Origin of the sequence: Lachnotalea sp. AF33-28 (assembly GCF_003477885.1) — a bacterium.
Lineage (GTDB): Bacteria > Bacillota > Clostridia > Lachnospirales > Lachnospiraceae > AF33-28.
The window spans coordinates 101,191-118,035 of the sequence record NZ_QUEE01000014.1; the positions used below are offsets into that span (position 1 = coordinate 101,191).

Here is a 16,845-nt window from a genome sequence, read left to right on the forward strand (position 1 = left end):
TGCCTTTCTATGTCACCAACCGTAGGTTGATGACCTACGCACACTTCAGTGTGCCTATATATACGATTACTTAGGTATATTTTAAGCGAAAACGGCCAGTTGTGCAAGTTAGAATCCATATGAATCCGCAACATATAAAGGCAGAATACAGGAAGCGCCGGCCAAATCCAGACGTCCCGCATCTTTTAAATTCCGGCCGTCCCACAGATAGCCGCGCACCTCGTTCTCCTTCTGGCAGGCTGCCAGCAGTACAGGCATGCCGGCCAGTTCCTTTAGATGCCTGGGCCAGCAGCCCGTTTTCCACTCGCCGACACGTCTAAACCCCTTCTCCAGGCGAAAGGCGCTGACCGTGTCCGGACCCCGGTTGGCGGTCATAACCGTGCCGTCTTCCATAATACACGCGGCCGATGGATAATTTTCAGCAGCACCGGCCGATGAACGGATTTTATCCACACATTCCCACCGGTCTCCTTCCTTTATCCACAGAGAGAGGAAACTGTCCAGCTCATCCAGCACGAGCAGCCGGCCATCCGCAAGAGGCCTGATCATCCTCGGCCCGCTGCCGGGTGCAAACGAAAGAGGCGCCTCCTGTTTCATAGGCAGTCCCTCCTGAAGCTTCCAGCGGTATACGGAATCGTTTCCCAGGTCCGCCATAAAGGCCCATCCTTCCGTCCCGCCTATGAGCGACACCCAATGGGCATGGGCCCCGTCCCCGCCGTCCGGATGCCAGTGCCACAGGAGCCGCTCAAGATCCGGACTCACCGCAAAAAAGTCACCGCTGTTATAGCAGCTTCCATATACCGCCTGTCCTGAAGACGTCAGATGACACAGCCCTCTTCCCGGCGTCTCCATGACTTTTCCGCTTCTTAAATTTCCCTGTTCATCCGTAAAAATTGAATGGATACAAGCTTTATCCTCCTGCTCTGCGACTGTATAAATGCAGTCCGTTCCACGACAGGCAAAAGTCGGGTTATCCCCCTGACGCAGGGCGGACAGCTTTTCTATCTCCCCGTCTTCGGTTACAGAACACAGGACGATGTCCTCCCCGCCGTCCGCGCCGCTGCCAGTCATTAGCACTTTTAATTTTTCCATCTTGCCGGTTCCTTTCTTTATGCGGACGGAGTTCCCCCCTGCCGCTTACCAAGTCTGTGAAAAAGAATCCCGCTCGCGGGATTCTCCGCCTGCGGCGGGTCGCTTTAGCGACATAATACCTTCCCGCCGCAGTGCGATCCTTGCGGAGCATTTTTGTTCAATAGGCCGTATTTTCCTATTGAATAAATAAGAATCCCGCTCGCGGGATTCTCCGCCTGCGGCGGGTCGCTTTCGCGACAGAATACCTTGAAACGTCAGAAAACGCGCCATGCACGCGCCGGGCGGTCAGTTTCTCCTGCACCCGGCGCTTTGTGTAATGACACGTTTTATTACAATATGTCCTTAAGCCGACATTCCCCTTCACCTGCTAAGGCATGGGGTTTCCCCGCTTATTTTATTTAGCAGCTCCCCGTCTATCATTGTATAGAGCACATTGGTGGAAACTTCAAAGGGCGATCCGTCCGTGATGACAAGATCCGCATCCTTGCCAGCCTCCAGCGATCCCACGCGGTCCTCTATGCCGATATGCTTTGCCGGGTTGATAGTGATGGCCCGGAGGGCGTCAAAAGGATCCATGCCGGACTTCACAGCCAGTCCTGCGCAGAGCGGCAGATACTGCTGGGGAATCACAGGTGAATCGGTAATGATGGATACCTGGCAGCCGGCCTTCGCCAGAATGCCGGGGGTTTGAAAGGTTTTATTGCGGAGCTCAAATTTCGTGGCATGTCCCAGAGACGGGCCAACCGCCAGCGGCACCTGTTCTTTCTTCAGTTCCTCCACGATCAGGTGGCCTTCCGTGCAGTGCTCAAGGGTGATATCCAGATCAAATTCGCGCGCGATCCTAAGAGCGGTGAAGATATCATCCGCCCTGTGAGCATGTGCCTTTAAAGGGATCTCCCGGTTCAGCACAGGGAGCAGCGCCTCCATCTTCATATCGAAAGCAGGGCGCTTCAGCACATCATCGCCTGCGGCTTCTTTCCTGGCCTGATAGTCCTTGGCCTTAAAAAGCATTTCCCTAAGCTTGGCCGCTGTGGACATGCGGGCATAGTTATTCTTATCCTTATAGCATCTCTTAGGATTCTCTCCGAACGCGCATTTCATCGCCACAGGATTCTTCACAACCATATCGTCCACGCGTTTTCCCACCGTCTTGACCGCCACAAAGGTGCCGCCCAGCACATTGGCGCTGCCGGGGCCGGTAGCCACACAGGTCACACCTGCCTCCGCGGCCATACGGAAGGTCGGGTCCATAGGATTTAAGCTGTCGATGCCGCGCAGATGGGATGCCACAATATCGTTGGCCTCATTGTAGTCCTGACCCTCAAAGCCGATACCGTATCCGTCCAGTCCCAGATGGCAGTGCGCTTCCACAAACCCCGGATACACCTGCAGCCCCTCTACGTCAATGATCTTCGCATCCTCGGGTATGCTAAGGCCGCATCCGATGGCTTTGATCTTTCCTTCCTCCACTAGAATGTCTGCCACATAGGGCTCTTCTTTTACAGCGTCGTGAATCAACCCGTTTTTTATACAGTACATATCTGTCCTCTCCTTTACCCATCCTCCGGCCGCCGGTCAGCGCCGGGGTTTTGCTACTATATTACCAGATTTACGGTGAAAGGGGTAGTGTTTTTCCCTCGTATACGGTTTTATCCTCGGACATCAGGCTGTAGGTGCGGTATCCTCCGCTTAAATTTCGCACCGAAAACCCATTCTGTAAAAGAATGCGTGCCGCGATATATCCTCTTAAACCCACGCGGCAGGTGACATAGACGGTTTTCTTCCTGTCCAGCTCCGAAAGCCGGCCGCGCAGTTCATCCAGCGGCAGGTTGACAAAACCGGGCACGGTATTGGCCCGCGCCTCCTGCGGTGTGCTGACATCCAGAAATACGGATTCTTCCGGATTAAGCCCCGCAATCTCCTCCGCGTAAAAGACCGGCATATCCCCTTTCAGGATGTTGGCTGCCGTAAATCCAAGCATATTGACCGGGTCCTTAGCAGAGGAATAAGGGGGCGCATAGCACAGTTCCATCTCCTCCAGATCGTAAACGGTGCCGGACAGCCGCATAACCGCTGCAATCACGTCAATGCGTTTATCCACACCTTCCTGTCCCACAGCCTGTGCCCCCAGTATCTTCCCATCCCCGTCAAACAGCAGCTTCATGGATATCTGGGACGCGCCGGGATAATAGGAAGCATGGGACATGGGATGCACATAAGTTTTACGGTACGGGATGCCAGCCGCCTTCAGCTGCTTTTCATTCAGGCCAGTGGAAGCCGCAGTCAGATCAAAGACTTTCAGCACCGAACTGCCCTGCACGCCTGCCCCGATGGTCTTTTTTGCTCCCAATACATTCTCCGCCGCAATGCGCCCCTGACGGTTCGCGGGACCGGCCAGGGGAATCAGGCATTTTTCATGGCTGACCAGGCTGCGGACACTGACCGCATCTCCCACCGCATAGATATCTGGGTCCGATGTTTCATAATATTCGTTGACAGCGATGCTTCCTCCGACATCCAGCTCTAGTCCGGCCGCTTCGGCCAGACCGGACTCCGGCTTCACTCCCATGCTCAAAAGGATCAGCCCCGCGCTCACACGGTTCCCGTCCGTGAGCACAGCCGTCATCCCGCCGTCGGCATCCCTGCTGATGGCCGCGAGACCGGCTTTCAGCCGGACACTGACGCCGTGCTCCGCCAGATGGCGGTGTATGAGGTTGGCCATCTCGCGGTCCAGGGAGGCGGCCGCCTGATCCGCAAATTCCGCAACCGTCACCGCAAGCCCCCGGCGCTTTAAATTTTCCGCCATCTCAATGCCGATAAAACCGCCGCCCACAACCAGCGCTTCTGTCACGCCGTTGTCTCTTATATAACTGTCGATCGCCAGTGTATCAGGAACGCCCCGCAGGGTGAATACCCCCGGCAGGTCCGCCCCGGTAAGGTCCGGCCGCCTCGGAGCGGCTCCCGGCGACAGGATCAGCTTATCATAGCTTTCCTCATATAAATCTCCGGTCTCACGGTTTCTGACTGTCAGCCGCTTTTTATTCCGGTCAATGGAAAGCACCTTGTTTTGGGTGCGCACATCGATCTGGAACCGTTCCCTTAAAAGCTCCAGCTCCGTCACCAGCAGTTCATCCCTGTTCTCGATCACGCCTCCCACATAATAGGGAAGTCCGCAGTTGGCATAGGAGATAAATTTCCCCTTTTCCAACAGCACGATCTTTGCTCCCTCATCCAGCCTGCGAAGCCGCGTCGCCGCGCTGGCGCCTCCTGCCACTCCTCCGACAATACAAATCTTCATAACCGGTCACCTCTCCTTTGCTATTTTTATTTCGCTGTACCACTTCGCTTATGTTTTCAATTATAGCGTAGCTGCGGGCAAAGATACGTGACTAAGTTACAATAGGCCGGAAATGTCACTACTCATAATGTTTGGATGCAATTCCTCCGGCTCTCCAGAGCATCAGCGCCAGCAGCACCGCAGCGCCAGTATAAAATTTCCAGCCGAAATCACCGTTTTTGTTGATCCCTGTCAACAGTATCACCGTGGGCAGAAACGCTGCGAACATCCGAAAGCTTTTGATCCGCTCTGAGAACAGAAGATAAAAGAATGTGAACATGACCGGGACAAATACAGCGGCTTCCAGAAAGAAGACCGGATCGGACGCAGACAGGTTCATGGAAAAATAGCCGTGTGAAGAAGCCACGCAGAATTTGGCCATCAGCGCTTCACCGGCCCTGGCGGCCGCCATCATAAACAGAAGCTCCCCGGCCCCTGCCGGCAATTTCGCCAGCATGACCTTCCAATAAGGAACCCCGGTCAGTCTTTCCATAAAATAGCTGTCTTTGCTGAAATAGGAAACCATATTCCAGGTGGGGTAAAGCATCCCAGCAAATGCTCCCAGCGCCAGAAACGTGCTGGATGTCAGAAGCAGCGGCTGCATCCATCCGATTCTGCCGGCACCGGCCGGCAGGACCCACAGCAGGCATAGTAGCAGCAGGTATCCGATACAGATCCATCCGAGCCTGCGTACCGTTTTCGTGATCTCCCATTTAAGCATTGCCAGCATTGTTTCGCACCTCCAAATAATATTCTTCCACGGACTTGTGGCATTTTTCGCGGATTTCCTCCGTGCGGAGGCAGAGCGCTTCCCCTCCCTTAAGCAGGATCACATCATCAAACAGCGTCTCCAGATCCTTCAAAAGGTGTGTGGCCATGATGACCGCTGCGCCCTCAGGTAAGCAGGAAAGCAGAAAATGTTTCAGCTTCTTTTTAAAAGCCGGGTCCATGCCGGATGCCGGCTCATCCATCAGATACAGACCAGCTTTTCTGGAAACTGCTAAAATCATGCAGAGCCGCTGCGCCTCGCCGGCGGACAGGTGCCTGATTTTTTTCCCAGGCTCAATCGAGGACTCCTGCAGCAGCAGCCGTGCCTTATTCACGTCAAAATCCTGATAAAAATTACTGTAAAAGGAAACGGCATCTCTTACCTTCATCCAGCCGTAGAACCAGCTGCTGTCCGCCAGATAGGATATGCCGCTCTTTCCCAGGATGCTCTCCTGGCGGATCACCTCCCCGTCATCAGGGGGGATCAGTCCGGCCATCAGGCGCAGCAGAGTGGTCTTTCCTGTCCCGTTGTCACCGATCAGGCCCACAATGCGCCCTTTCGATACGGTCAGATCCAGATTTTGAAAAATATAAGCGCCGCCATAGCCCTTCCGTACTCCCCGCATCTGCAGCAATTCATCCATTACTCCATTCCCTCCTCATTCAGCGACTGTTCCACCAGTTTTCGTATCTGCGCTTTGGTGAGCCCACAGTTTCTCATTCTCGCCACAAATTCCGCGGCCTGAACCGCTACCATCTGCCGGCGCAGGTTTTCCTGCATGCCATGGTTCACAAAGCTTCCCACGCCTTTTCTGGCATAGATAACGCCTTCAAGCTCCAGCTGCTGCAGCGCTCTCTGCACCGTCAGGGGCGAGACCTCATAGAGGATGGAATACTCCCTCACGGAGAACAGCTTATCTCCCGGGCACAATGCCCCCTTTAGGATCTGTTGTTTGATATCCGTCGCGATCTGCAGGTAGATCGGTGTATCGGTCTGAAATTCCATTTTTCACCTCTATTCTGTATTACTTATGTATAACAGTATATATGTAAATATATGCTGTGTCAATCTCTTTAGTAATCAAGTTACAATTCACGGCTGCCGGTCAAGCAGCGTATGACAGACCAGAGTATGGTCCTCATTGGGATCCCTTGAAGCCCGCCGGTTCTTTTGCTGCGTAGTTTGCAGCATTAGAACCGCTGCGCGCTTCACGGAGCGAGAGCGTGTCCCAATGAGAACCATACTCTGGTCTGTCATACGCGGGAAGTTTACGGCAGCTGTGAATAGGAACTTTTTAAACTGTCTCATTGCATGAACTGCCAGAATGGTATATGCTGAAACCAGATTTAAATTCAGATGGGAATGCAAACGCGGAGGTACAGGATATGGCAAACGAAGATAAGAAAGATTTTAATGAAATGCTTAGGCGGGACAACGGCATGCCGAAAATACAAATCGTGACGGACGCGGCCACCATTAAAAAGTACGGCGGCGAACGGATGTATTTCGCCCCGCCCATAGAATATGACCGGATCATGAAGCGGATTCCTGAAGGCCGACTCACCACCGTCGGAGACATCCGTGAATTGTTCGCGAAAAGAGGCGGCGCGGATTTTACCGATCCGATCACCGCCGGCATCTTTGTGTCCATAGCGGCATGGGCCAGCAGGCAGCGGGCGGAGGATCCGACACCTTATTGGAGAACGTTAAAAGCACATGGCGAGCTCAATGCCAAATATCCCGGCGGCATAAAAGCCCAGAAGGCCCTGCTTGAAGCCGAGGGCCATACGGTGATCGCCCGGGGACGCACCAACATCCGCTATTATGTAAAGGATTACGAAAAGTGTCTGTTTCCGCTGAATTCCCTGCAGGACTAATCCACTATATGTTTCAGCCTAAACGCCCTGCGGTACTGGCTGGGGGTCATTCCCTCCAGCTCCCGGAATATTTTCATAAAGTATTTTTCGTTGGGAATGCCGCACATCCCGGCTATCTGCTTTAGCGGCTCATTGGTGGCCACCAGCAGATTCTTGGCAGCCGTAATCCTGGTTTTGTTAATATAAGAGGTCAGGGAACAGCCTGTATGCTGTTTAAAGATTCTGGAAAAATAGCTGACATTATAGTCATACTGTCCGGCCAGCGCAGCTACGCTGATGGGGCGGTTATAGTGACGCCGGATGTACTCGATGCTGCCGATAATGCCTGCCGGGGCCTCTTCGGGAAGCCCGCTTGCCCGCAGGCGGTCATTTGTCAGGCTGAGCGCCAGCAGGCTTAGGGCATAATCGCAGCGGCAGGAACGCATATAGTTCATGCTCCGCGACAGATCCACCAGCTGCGCAAAGAGCACATTCACCTTTTCCGCAAAGGTGATTTTAAAACATTCCGGAATCAAATAGCGCTCTGGCAAATCCGCTCCGTGTTCGAATGCTTTGCCGGCCGGATTCGCCAGATTTTCAACGGTATAGTCCGGATCATCGACCGTAAAATGAACCCAGTCGTAGGAAAGCCTGCCCGTGCTCGGCCGGCTGCCGCAGTGGTTCTTACCCGCAAGCAGCAGCACCGCATGTCCCGGACCCGCATCATAGGATCTTCCGTCCGTTGTGATATGCAGCACGCCGGCCTTTACCACAATCAGCACAAAGGTATCCAGATTTCTTCTAGGATGCACAAATCCGCCGCTGCTTTCCAGAGTGCCGCAGGATACATGCCTTAGCGGATATCCTGCATTTGAAATAAGCACATACATGCTTTCCCCGCCTTTCTTAGGATTACAGTGTATGAACCCAGACCGTCATTTCTCCCGGAGTCCGGTTCGTCCAGGAGTAGTATGGGATAAAAGTAAGCTCACGTTCTTTATAAACAGGGGCCTCATACCTGCGGTATGGGGTATCGGGATCCCAGGCGTTTATATCAATCGCCTTGCCCGCCGTCTTTATCACATTCACTCCGCCTAACAGCTCCGGTTTACGGATCACTTCAAATCCGGCCCTCGGATCCAGACGCACTGTCTGCAGCTGTCCTCCGTTATCCGCCTCCTCTAAACAGTATACAAGAGGTCCTCTCATCACCACGGCTTTGCCGATATCCTCACGGATACGTGGATTGGCCGCGATCAGTTCCACAGGCATATTAAGCGTAAGCTCTATCTCATCGCCCTCGCTCCAGGTTCTGTTCAGATACAGGTATCCTCTGTCCACAGTTCCTTCCACAGCCTCACCGTTTATCTTCACCTGATAATCCGCACACCAGGCCGGTATCCTTATTGCATAACTAAACTCTGCCCTTTCCAGCGATTCCGCCTTTACCTTAACGGTCCCGTCCCACGGATAATCCGTAGTAACTGAAAAACGGTTATGCATTCCTCCCAGGCATGCACTGAAGGTTCCGCCCACAAACAGGCTCATGAATACGGTATCGTCGCTCTCCTGATACGCATATGCGCCCAGGGAGGACAGGATTCTGGCCACATTCGGGGGGCAGCAGGCACAGCCGAACCATTTCTGCCGCTCATATTTCACATGGCGCTTATTCTGATCCTTTTCGCAGGCTTCCGGCAGCACCTCCAGAGGATTCACATAGAAGAATTTCCTGCCGTCCAGCGACATTCCGCTGATCACGCCGTTATAGAGCGCGCGTTCCAGCACGTCCATATACTTCGCATCCTTTGTGTTCTCAAACATCCGGCGGGCGAAGAAGCAAAGCCCGATGGCCGCGCAGGTCTCGCCGTATACCGTATCGTTGGGCAGGTCATAGTCAAAGGTAAACGCCTCCCCATATGCGGAAGAGCCGATAGCACCGGTTATGTACATTCTCCTGTTGACCAGATTGTTCCACAGGCGCTCACAGGTCTCAAAAAGCTGTGCATCTTCTGTCTGGGCCGCCACATCCGCAATGCCGGAATACAGATATACGGCGCGGACGGAATGCCCCTGCGCCTCCGTCTGTTCCCTCACGGGCAATGCGGCCTGATAATATTGGAATCCCAAGGTTCCACCGTTCCAGCCGTTTTGCCGGCCTCTTTTCTTTAGTTCCTCCTCAAAGTAAAGAGGGGACTGTCCCCGCTGATCCACAAAATACTTCGCCAGCTTTAAGAATCTTTCTTCCCCGGTCACCTTATAGAGGCCCACCAGCGCCATTTCCGCCACTTCATGTCCGGGATAACCCTTCAGCTTCCCTTCCTCAGGACCAAAGAGCGAATCCACACAGTCCACATATCCGATGGCGATATCCATAAATCTGCGTTTGCCGGTGGCCTTATAGTAAGCGACCGCCGCCTCTATCATATGCCCGAGGCAGTACAGTTCATGGTTATTCATAAGATCGGTAAAACGGTTTTCCAAACCGTCGATGATGTATTTTGTATCCAGGTATCCGTCCGGCTGCTGCGCCGCACCGATCAGATCGATGGTCTCATCCGCCAGCACCTCCAGCTTGGCATCCGGATGCCAGGCAAGCGACCAGGCCACAGCTTCCAGCCATTTGTAAAGATCGCTGTCCTGAAATACGAATCCCTGAAACCCTCCTTCTTCCAGTCCGGCAGCAACGCGGAAATTATGAATACAGTGGCTGGGAGTTGCGCCTTCAATCCGGTCATTGAGCGCTTCCCACTGATAAGGAATCACCTGGCTGCGCACCAGTTCCATATACTCTCCCCAAAACTTATCGCTGACACGTGCTCCGGTCAGGTCAATCGGCCTAACATTGTTCATGACATGACTTCCTTTCTCCTACAATCGTTATTATAGCGGGTATCTTATAACCCCTTGCTGTTTTTCATTATAGCAGAGAAGCCCTGTATCTGAAAACCTCCATGGCCACAGAAAAGGTATAAAATTTTTACTTTTTCAGCTGCTATTTCGGTTCTTCTCTGACCGCCTCAAATACGGGACGGTTCTGGTTCTTCGGTACAAAAATCAGGGCTGCCATGCTGATCATGGAAAACATCCCGAGTCCGAATGCCAGCGGCCGAAACGGCAGATACTGTCCCAGAAAGCCTGCCAGAAGCTGGAAAGCGATGCCGCCGACAGCAAAAAACACCTGGAAAAAGGCCATGATCCGCGCCCGGATCTCCGGCGGCAGATAGCACTGCACCGCTGTTTCCCGTAAGGTTGCCGTAGTCGTTCCCAGGGCGCCGCACAAAAACCGGTTGGCCAGCATGAAAGGGAAGGGCATATACAAAAGCAGCGAATCCATCGCATTATAGAAGGTATATACAAATTTCGTAACACCATACCGCTTATTTACAGGGATCTCCTTTTTATACTGCACAAGTCCGCCCATCATCCGGCCGATCATCTCGCTGCTCTTTAAAAATCCAAGCATGGTGACGGTCAGCCAGGCCTGCGTCTGATAATATGCCTGGGTGATCAGCCCCACGCCGTTTGACACGCCGTTGGTGATCCCCATATAGGTATAAATATTCCGTATTCCCTTCTCTTTTCTGATATACCGGAAGCCTTCTCTGATATCCGTAAAATACTGTCTGATCCCGTATCCTTCCCGGGCAGCCAGCCGGATCTCCCGGATATGCACCTCCAGGCTGATCGATAAAACAGTCAGCGCTCCTACGAACAGGAAGATATATCCCATCGCGACATGTTCATACAGAAAGGTTGCGGCCGGAGCCATCAAAATCGTAACCGTCGGATAGATGGTCGCGCTCACAGAATATCCTTTCTGCTCGGAACCGGCTGGGATCAGGTCCGGGTACCATGCACAATAGCTTAAGTTGTAAAATACCGATATGGCCGCCACCGCCAGCGTATAAACCAGATAAAGGCCGTACTGAAAGGGATGGGACAGCAGCCAGAACCCCATGCCGATATAGATAGCCGCCATCAGGATATCCAGCCCCACAATCCATTTCTTCTTGCTGAACTTGTCGATGATCGGCGAGATCAGTATCGGCAGCAGAATATCCGGCAGCATGGAGCAGACCAGGATCAGCGACGACAGAAATGTTGACTGGGTCTCATCAAATACCAGCAGGCTGACCGGCAGGCTCATGGCCTCCCCACCCACGGCGGACAGGATGGTGGATGCGGTGATCAGTGTGAAATCTTTGGTCCATAATTTTTTCTTCATTGCTCTTCCTCTCTGCGCCTCCGAATTAGCAGACGCACTGACATGCACAACTTTGCCGCCTTTTGTTTATGTCATTATATGAGATTATTTAAAGAAGAGCAAATCATTTAGTTTGAGAAATTCTTTATATTATATTATCTTTTAAAAAGCATTTTTGATGTTATCGAGGAAAATTTCGTTTCTATCTCCATAGCCTTCCTGTACATTCTCTGCCTGCAGCAGGCCTCCTTATACTGGTCATGGTAAAAATTCATATAACCGAAATGGAGCTCCTGCTCCAGCAGCTGCATCAGCCGATCCAGCAGATTAAGATAGGCCCGGTCGGATAGAAAGTCTTTTTTCAGCTCCATCCTCGCTTCCTCAAGCATCAGGAGCTGTATCTCATGATCCGGAGGCAGTTTTGCCGCCTCTTTTTCCATTTCCTCCAGATACTGCATGGCTTTCTCATGATTACCCGTGCGGATTTCAAGCAGGCATTTTTTCTGATCCAGGAGAAAATGCTTCCCCTGTACCATGTCCAGATATTTCCTCGCCTCGTCGAACCGGTTCATTTCCAAAAATGTGGCGCCCATATTATAATAAACGCCATCTAATTCTTCCGCCCAGAAGGTATTTTGAAGCAGCCGGATCCCCCGCTCATAGTTGGAGAACATCAGCTCATCCAGCTTCAGGCATGCATACAAATTGCCTGCCATAAAGAAGCTGTCAGCAATATTATAAGTATTGCCTTCACGCACGGCCAGATCTGCCGCCTGCTCACACAGCTCCTGCACCTTCAGATACTCCGAAGCCTCCCAGTATGCCAACGCCAAATGCAGCAGGCTGGTGCTGCTGCCCAATATCTCATAAGCCCGCTTTGCCCTGCGGATATTCTCCTGGCCGCGGCAGGCATCGGGAACCATATAATACCAGGCCAGCTGCTGGGGGTCCATGGCGTCAGCGCACTCATCGAGGACTTCAATGGGAATCTCATCCCGCTCCAGTCCCTTTAGTATGATCCAGTCCAGGGCAAACGGGCTGTAGGACAGTTTTTTATCCTCGGGCGTAAGCTCCCGAAAGGCAGCCCGGTCCAGACTGTAATCCAACTGGTAATAGGCTTTTTTTATGAGGTTCTCCGCCCATGCAAGGAAATCCCGGTCACAGCAGTAGTCAATGCCCAGCTCCTGAAAAAGCCGTCGCAAAATCTCCGGATCCGGGTCCACTTTGCCGCGCTCTATTTTGCTCAAATAGCTGACCACACAGATCCCTTGGCATATTTCCTTCTGTCCTTTTCCCTGTTTCAGGCGTTCTATTCTAAGCAGCATTCCGGCAATATTCATTTCGCCCTCCGTTCCCCCATTTTACTTACGGTAATTTTTCAGAAAGGATACCCATTCCGCATAAATGTCCTTTGAACTCTTTCCCAGGACTTCCTCACAGGTTCCTCCGTCCGTCAACTTCAGCACGCTGTCCCACCCATATGTTTGATTCAGATCCTTTATAACATATCCCCAATCTCCGTTTTGTCCGCGGTATACCGCTCTTACCGTTAGATATTACCACGAAAACAGCATGACAGTTAAAAACCATCATGCTGTCTTTTTACCGTTTAATTGTCCGTCTTAATCCGATATGCCCGGATTCCATCGTCATAAGCTGCCGTTAACCCCTTAATCCAGGGAATCAGTGCGCTGATTTCCATATAAAAGGTGCCTTCCTGAATCCTGGGCTCACCGTTCATCAGATTTTCCTCGCCATCCACCAGCAGATGGGTTCTGCCCGTCTCCGCCAGTATTTCATGGCCGCCGCTCTTTACGACCAGGCGCTTCACATCCGGATCATAGGTATAGCTTAAGCGGTCCGGATCCCGCTGTACCAGGCGCTCCAGGATGTAGAGCACCGGCCCCCATACGCCGTAATCCTCATAGACGCTGCGGATGCTGTGGGTATCCGGCTCATCGCCGTTAATCAGTATCTTGCAGTATTCATGAAGCTCCGGCACATATTTCTGCTTATCCGCTTCCGGTATCGGGAGAAATGCGGGCTTTCCTTCCGGCTTTTGTGCAGCATACTCAAGCCTGGGCAGCTGCTCCAGAACCGCCGCGCTCTCTTTTAAAGCGGAAAGCTTTACAGGTACGCTTTCCAGGGAGACCTCCGCCCGCAGTTCCTTAGCCGCATGCATGGTTCCATCCGAAACCTCCGACGGCTTCATAACCGCCTTCAGACAGATTTTACCCGCGCTCATGGCGGAACGGATAAATACCCTGTTGTTTCCGCACTCAGCATATACATGATTTTTATGAATCACGCTGTTATCCCGTCCATAGCCGGCGAATTTACCGCTGTTATATCCACCCAGGAACTGCGCAGGGCCGTCCAGATCAAAATCGATACGGTCATAGCACAGAGGGCAGAGACGCCCCTCTTCATCCAGCACTTCCACATCCGCATAGGCCACATCCGCGCCATCCGCCATCAGGCCGTTTCTGCCGGTATGAAGCGTCAGCTTCAGCTGTGCAGGTTCTCCCACCGTTTCAATCAGATCCCTCACGGCTTCCTTGCCGTCATAGCCATATCCCACAGCCTCAATCCTTCCGGACTGTGTTATGTCAATATGGGGGAACGCAAATACAAAGGTGCTGTTCGGCTTGTCACAGCTGCCTGCCAATACGCCGTTGATAAACAGTTCCATCTTTTTAATGGAGTAGCTTCCAATTACATAGACCGTCTTATCCTTAGGATTACGGTAAGCATATTTTCCGTTTTTCACCCAGTAATGGCCGTCAAATTCTTTTTCAGCATATCGGTAGCTTATGCCGTCCTCCTGCGGATAGTTCCAGTGGCCTACGATCTTTAGCTGCGGTTCGTCGGACTGCATCACCCGGAATACATCAAACACCTGTTTTTTAACACGGACCGCATCCACTCTTCCGCTCATCCTGGCATTTTCACTGAACGCCTGTCTTCCGTGCTGCGCAGAATCCGTCCAGCACAGAGCGGCTGTCGCGGAATACAGATCTTTGCCGGAAGCGCCCCCGATCCGGTCATTGAAAAACTCACTGTATCCGGATGCCGCGCGCAGAACCAGATCCTCAGAGGTCAAATCATGATAATCGCCGCCGGGCTGTTTTTTTCCCGCCTTGCCCAGCCACAGATTGTCGTAATCATAATCCGGAGGTGTAAAGTCATCCCACACACGCCTGGGGGCTTCCTCACGCAGATACTCCGTCTCCGTGATCGGCATCAGCTTTGCCTGGAAAGAACCTGCATGACGGTTCAGCATGGTACCGGTATACTCGGCCTCTTCCACCACCTCTTTTGTGTTGATGGTTCTGCAGCCGATCATCCTGCCGCCATTCGGATCCAGGACCCCCTTTAAGAGGCGCATCTCCCTCATATGTTTTTTGTTTACCGCGTTGTTGCCGACTTCCCAAAATACAATGGAAGGATTGTTCCGGAAATAGACGATCACATCCCGCATCAGTTCCACACGCTGATCCCACTGGCGCCCGAAGTTTTCGCGCTCTTTATCTCCAGCGGGCTGTGTGCAGACGATGCCCCTGCGGTCACAGGCGCGGATATCCGCCGGACAGGCGGCCACATGCATCCAGCGTATATGGTTTGCGTTGCTCTCGCGGATCAGTTTCGCATCATAATCCTTCAGCCAGTCCACGGCCGCGCCCACAGCGGCCCATTCGTTGGCGGAACGCTGGGCATAGCCGGTAAGCCATACAGGCATATCATTGATCATCAGCCCTTTGCTGCAGTCATAGGTAACCTTGCGAAATCCCGTGATGATTGTCTGTGAATCCACCACTTCTTCATCACAGACCAGATCTGCCTCCACTGAATACAAATAAGGATCATCGATCGCCCAGAAACGCAGGTCCGCCGCACCGGCACAGGCTTTTACCACGGATACCATGAGGGAATCCGTCTCTGTCTCCTTCACCGCATCCTCATCGTCCACGGGGACATAGTGAGTCCCCTCTTTGCGGTAAGCGTCCTTCGGTATGATGGAAAGTTCCGGAGCCGGAAGGGTTACAGACGGCACACAAACGGTCTCTGATGAAAACGCAGCAGCCACATTTCCCTCTGCATCTCTGATACGGATGTCCAGGCGGACAGACTTATCAGTCCCGGTTTCATTGCGCACTTCGGCTACCGCATGAATCTGTGCGCTCTTTTCCGGGATGTCATACCGGGACCCGTAGACATACAGCCCTTTGGTCCGCAGATTACTGTAGAGAGGCAGTGTCAGATACAGGCGGTTCACCACATGAAGCCATACATTCTTGCTCAATCCGCCGATGGACGGATTAAAATCGTTGCAGTTCCAAAAGTAATTGACTCCCACCCGATCAGCCGGCACATCCGCAGCTTCAGTGATTGGGAACAGATAAGATCCCGGTTCCACATCGGGAGCATTGGGTGTCTCCGCCGTGCATACATCCAGATTTCTGGTGCTGGTGTTATCCGTGACCACCGCAATCAGGTTAGGGTTCTCATAATTGATCCAGTTTGTCAAATCAAAGCCAAAGGGCGCTACGCCGGATTCCAGATAACCCGCCATATGGCCATTTATGTACAGATAACAGGTCTGACGGATTCCTTCAAACTCAATCAGGACCTTCTTTCCTTTTTCTTCCGGTTTCAGCGTGAACCATTTTCGGTAAAAGGATACGGTGCGCTTCTGTCCGCTGCCCGCATCTTCAATCCTGTCGCGAAACAGATCCGCATCGTTAAACGTATGGGGAAGGGAAACCTCCTGCCAGTCATTTTCCTGATACTCCGGCTCGTAGAAATAACGGCCGTTCTGATCTCTGAAACTGTCCATCGCTTTCCTTACAGGGAAGCAGTCCGCCAGCTTAAAATGCCAGCAGTAATGAAATGAGTACTTCATCATGTCCTCCATTCTTGATGAAATTATTTGTATCCGGTTTGTTTCAACACCATGCCCGGTAACTTCCTATCTATGGGATTTTGTGCCGGTGCCTGAACAGTCAAATTTTAACATAGGGCGGGAGAAAACACAAGCCACTTAGGGCTATGTTCACCGTCAATGTTCACTTTCGCATGCTTTCGTGTGACGGGACGTATCAGGCATATAACACAAAAACGCCTTCCGAAGGGAAGACGTTTTTGTGTGAGAGCGCGAGACGGGATTCGAACCCGCGACCCTCGCCTTGGCAAGGCGATACTCCACCACTGAGCCACTCGCGCACATAAATGATTAAAAATACCTCATAAATAAAATAACACAAGCGGGTGATGGGAATCGAACCCACGTATCTAGCTTGGAAGGCTAGTGTTCTACCATTGAACTACACCCGCAGAACGGTAGTTATTATATCATTGTATTTTACATTTGTAAAGACCTAAAATATAAATTTCAAGAATTTCTGTTCACGCTTGTCAGTGAAATTATAAATTCAGTAATAGACAACCGGTTCGTGTTGAAGCGCTTCGATGAACATCCCGCATGGGATAATCCGAAAGTACCGGGTGAATTTACAGTCATCGCATACAAGGAATAAGCAGCACACCAGCCGGCGGCATTACCCGGCCGCCGGCCGGTGTACGG

Annotated in this window: 12 protein-coding genes and 2 tRNA genes; 1 reads left to right on the forward strand and 13 read right to left on the reverse strand. The window is 52.2% G+C overall.

What is annotated here, in order from left to right:
- Window positions 1-108: 108 nt before the first annotated feature.
- From DWZ56_RS17705 to DWZ56_RS17730, 6 genes are all read right to left on the reverse strand, one after another.
- Window positions 109-1,092, reverse strand: a complete 984-nt coding sequence (locus tag DWZ56_RS17705; protein ID WP_118557936.1) for a lactonase family protein — start codon at window positions 1,090-1,092, stop codon at window positions 109-111.
- Window positions 1,093-1,452: 360 nt separating this feature from the next.
- A complete protein-coding gene (locus DWZ56_RS17710) occupies window positions 1,453-2,631 on the reverse strand; it encodes an amidohydrolase (protein ID WP_118557937.1) in 1,179 nt (392 codons plus the stop codon).
- Window positions 2,632-2,701: 70 nt separating this feature from the next.
- Window positions 2,702-4,390, reverse strand: a complete 1,689-nt coding sequence (locus tag DWZ56_RS17715; protein ID WP_118557938.1) for an FAD-dependent oxidoreductase — start codon at window positions 4,388-4,390, stop codon at window positions 2,702-2,704.
- 118 nt (window positions 4,391-4,508) lie between these two features.
- Complete coding sequence (locus DWZ56_RS17720; protein WP_118557939.1) at window positions 4,509-5,159, reverse strand: hypothetical protein; 651 nt, start codon at window positions 5,157-5,159, stop codon at window positions 4,509-4,511.
- On the reverse strand, window positions 5,143-5,841 hold the full coding sequence (locus DWZ56_RS17725; protein ID WP_118557940.1) for an ATP-binding cassette domain-containing protein: 699 nt from the start codon (window positions 5,839-5,841) through the stop codon (window positions 5,143-5,145). Before DWZ56_RS17725 ends, DWZ56_RS17720 begins: the two co-directional genes overlap by 17 nt.
- Window positions 5,841-6,203, reverse strand: coding sequence for a GntR family transcriptional regulator (locus DWZ56_RS17730; RefSeq protein ID WP_118557941.1), 363 nt, complete (start codon window positions 6,201-6,203; stop codon window positions 5,841-5,843). Before DWZ56_RS17730 ends, DWZ56_RS17725 begins: the two co-directional genes overlap by 1 nt.
- A 380-nt stretch (window positions 6,204-6,583) precedes the next feature.
- Here DWZ56_RS17730 and DWZ56_RS17735 point away from each other — a divergent pair, with 380 nt between their 5' ends.
- Window positions 6,584-7,075: an MGMT family protein gene (locus DWZ56_RS17735; RefSeq protein WP_118557942.1), complete on the forward strand. Its 492-nt coding sequence runs from the start codon at window positions 6,584-6,586 to the stop codon at window positions 7,073-7,075.
- Here DWZ56_RS17735 and DWZ56_RS17740 read toward each other — a convergent pair.
- The 7 genes from DWZ56_RS17740 to DWZ56_RS17770 form a co-directional block, all read right to left on the reverse strand.
- A complete protein-coding gene (locus tag DWZ56_RS17740) occupies window positions 7,072-7,944 on the reverse strand; it encodes an AraC family transcriptional regulator (protein ID WP_118557943.1) in 873 nt (290 codons plus the stop codon). The two genes, DWZ56_RS17735 and DWZ56_RS17740, sit on opposite strands and share 4 nt — an antisense overlap.
- 22 nt (window positions 7,945-7,966) lie before the next feature.
- Window positions 7,967-9,907: a glycoside hydrolase family 127 protein gene (locus tag DWZ56_RS17745; RefSeq protein ID WP_118557944.1), complete on the reverse strand. Its 1,941-nt coding sequence runs from the start codon at window positions 9,905-9,907 to the stop codon at window positions 7,967-7,969.
- Window positions 9,908-10,049: 142 nt separating this feature from the next.
- Complete coding sequence (locus tag DWZ56_RS17750; protein WP_118557945.1) at window positions 10,050-11,282, reverse strand: MFS transporter; 1,233 nt, start codon at window positions 11,280-11,282, stop codon at window positions 10,050-10,052.
- Between the two features lie 134 nt (window positions 11,283-11,416).
- A complete protein-coding gene (locus DWZ56_RS17755) occupies window positions 11,417-12,601 on the reverse strand; it encodes a helix-turn-helix domain-containing protein (protein WP_118557946.1) in 1,185 nt (394 codons plus the stop codon).
- A 269-nt stretch (window positions 12,602-12,870) separates the two neighbouring features.
- Window positions 12,871-16,164 carry a glycoside hydrolase family 2 protein gene (locus DWZ56_RS17760; RefSeq protein ID WP_199679621.1) on the reverse strand — a complete coding sequence of 1,098 codons (3,294 nt, stop codon included), beginning with the start codon at window positions 16,162-16,164 and terminating at the stop codon, window positions 12,871-12,873.
- A 248-nt stretch (window positions 16,165-16,412) separates the two neighbouring features.
- Window positions 16,413-16,484 (reverse strand) — tRNA-Gly (locus DWZ56_RS17765).
- 40 nt (window positions 16,485-16,524) lie between these two features.
- Window positions 16,525-16,595 (reverse strand) — tRNA-Gly (locus DWZ56_RS17770).
- Window positions 16,596-16,845: the final 250 nt, after the last annotated feature.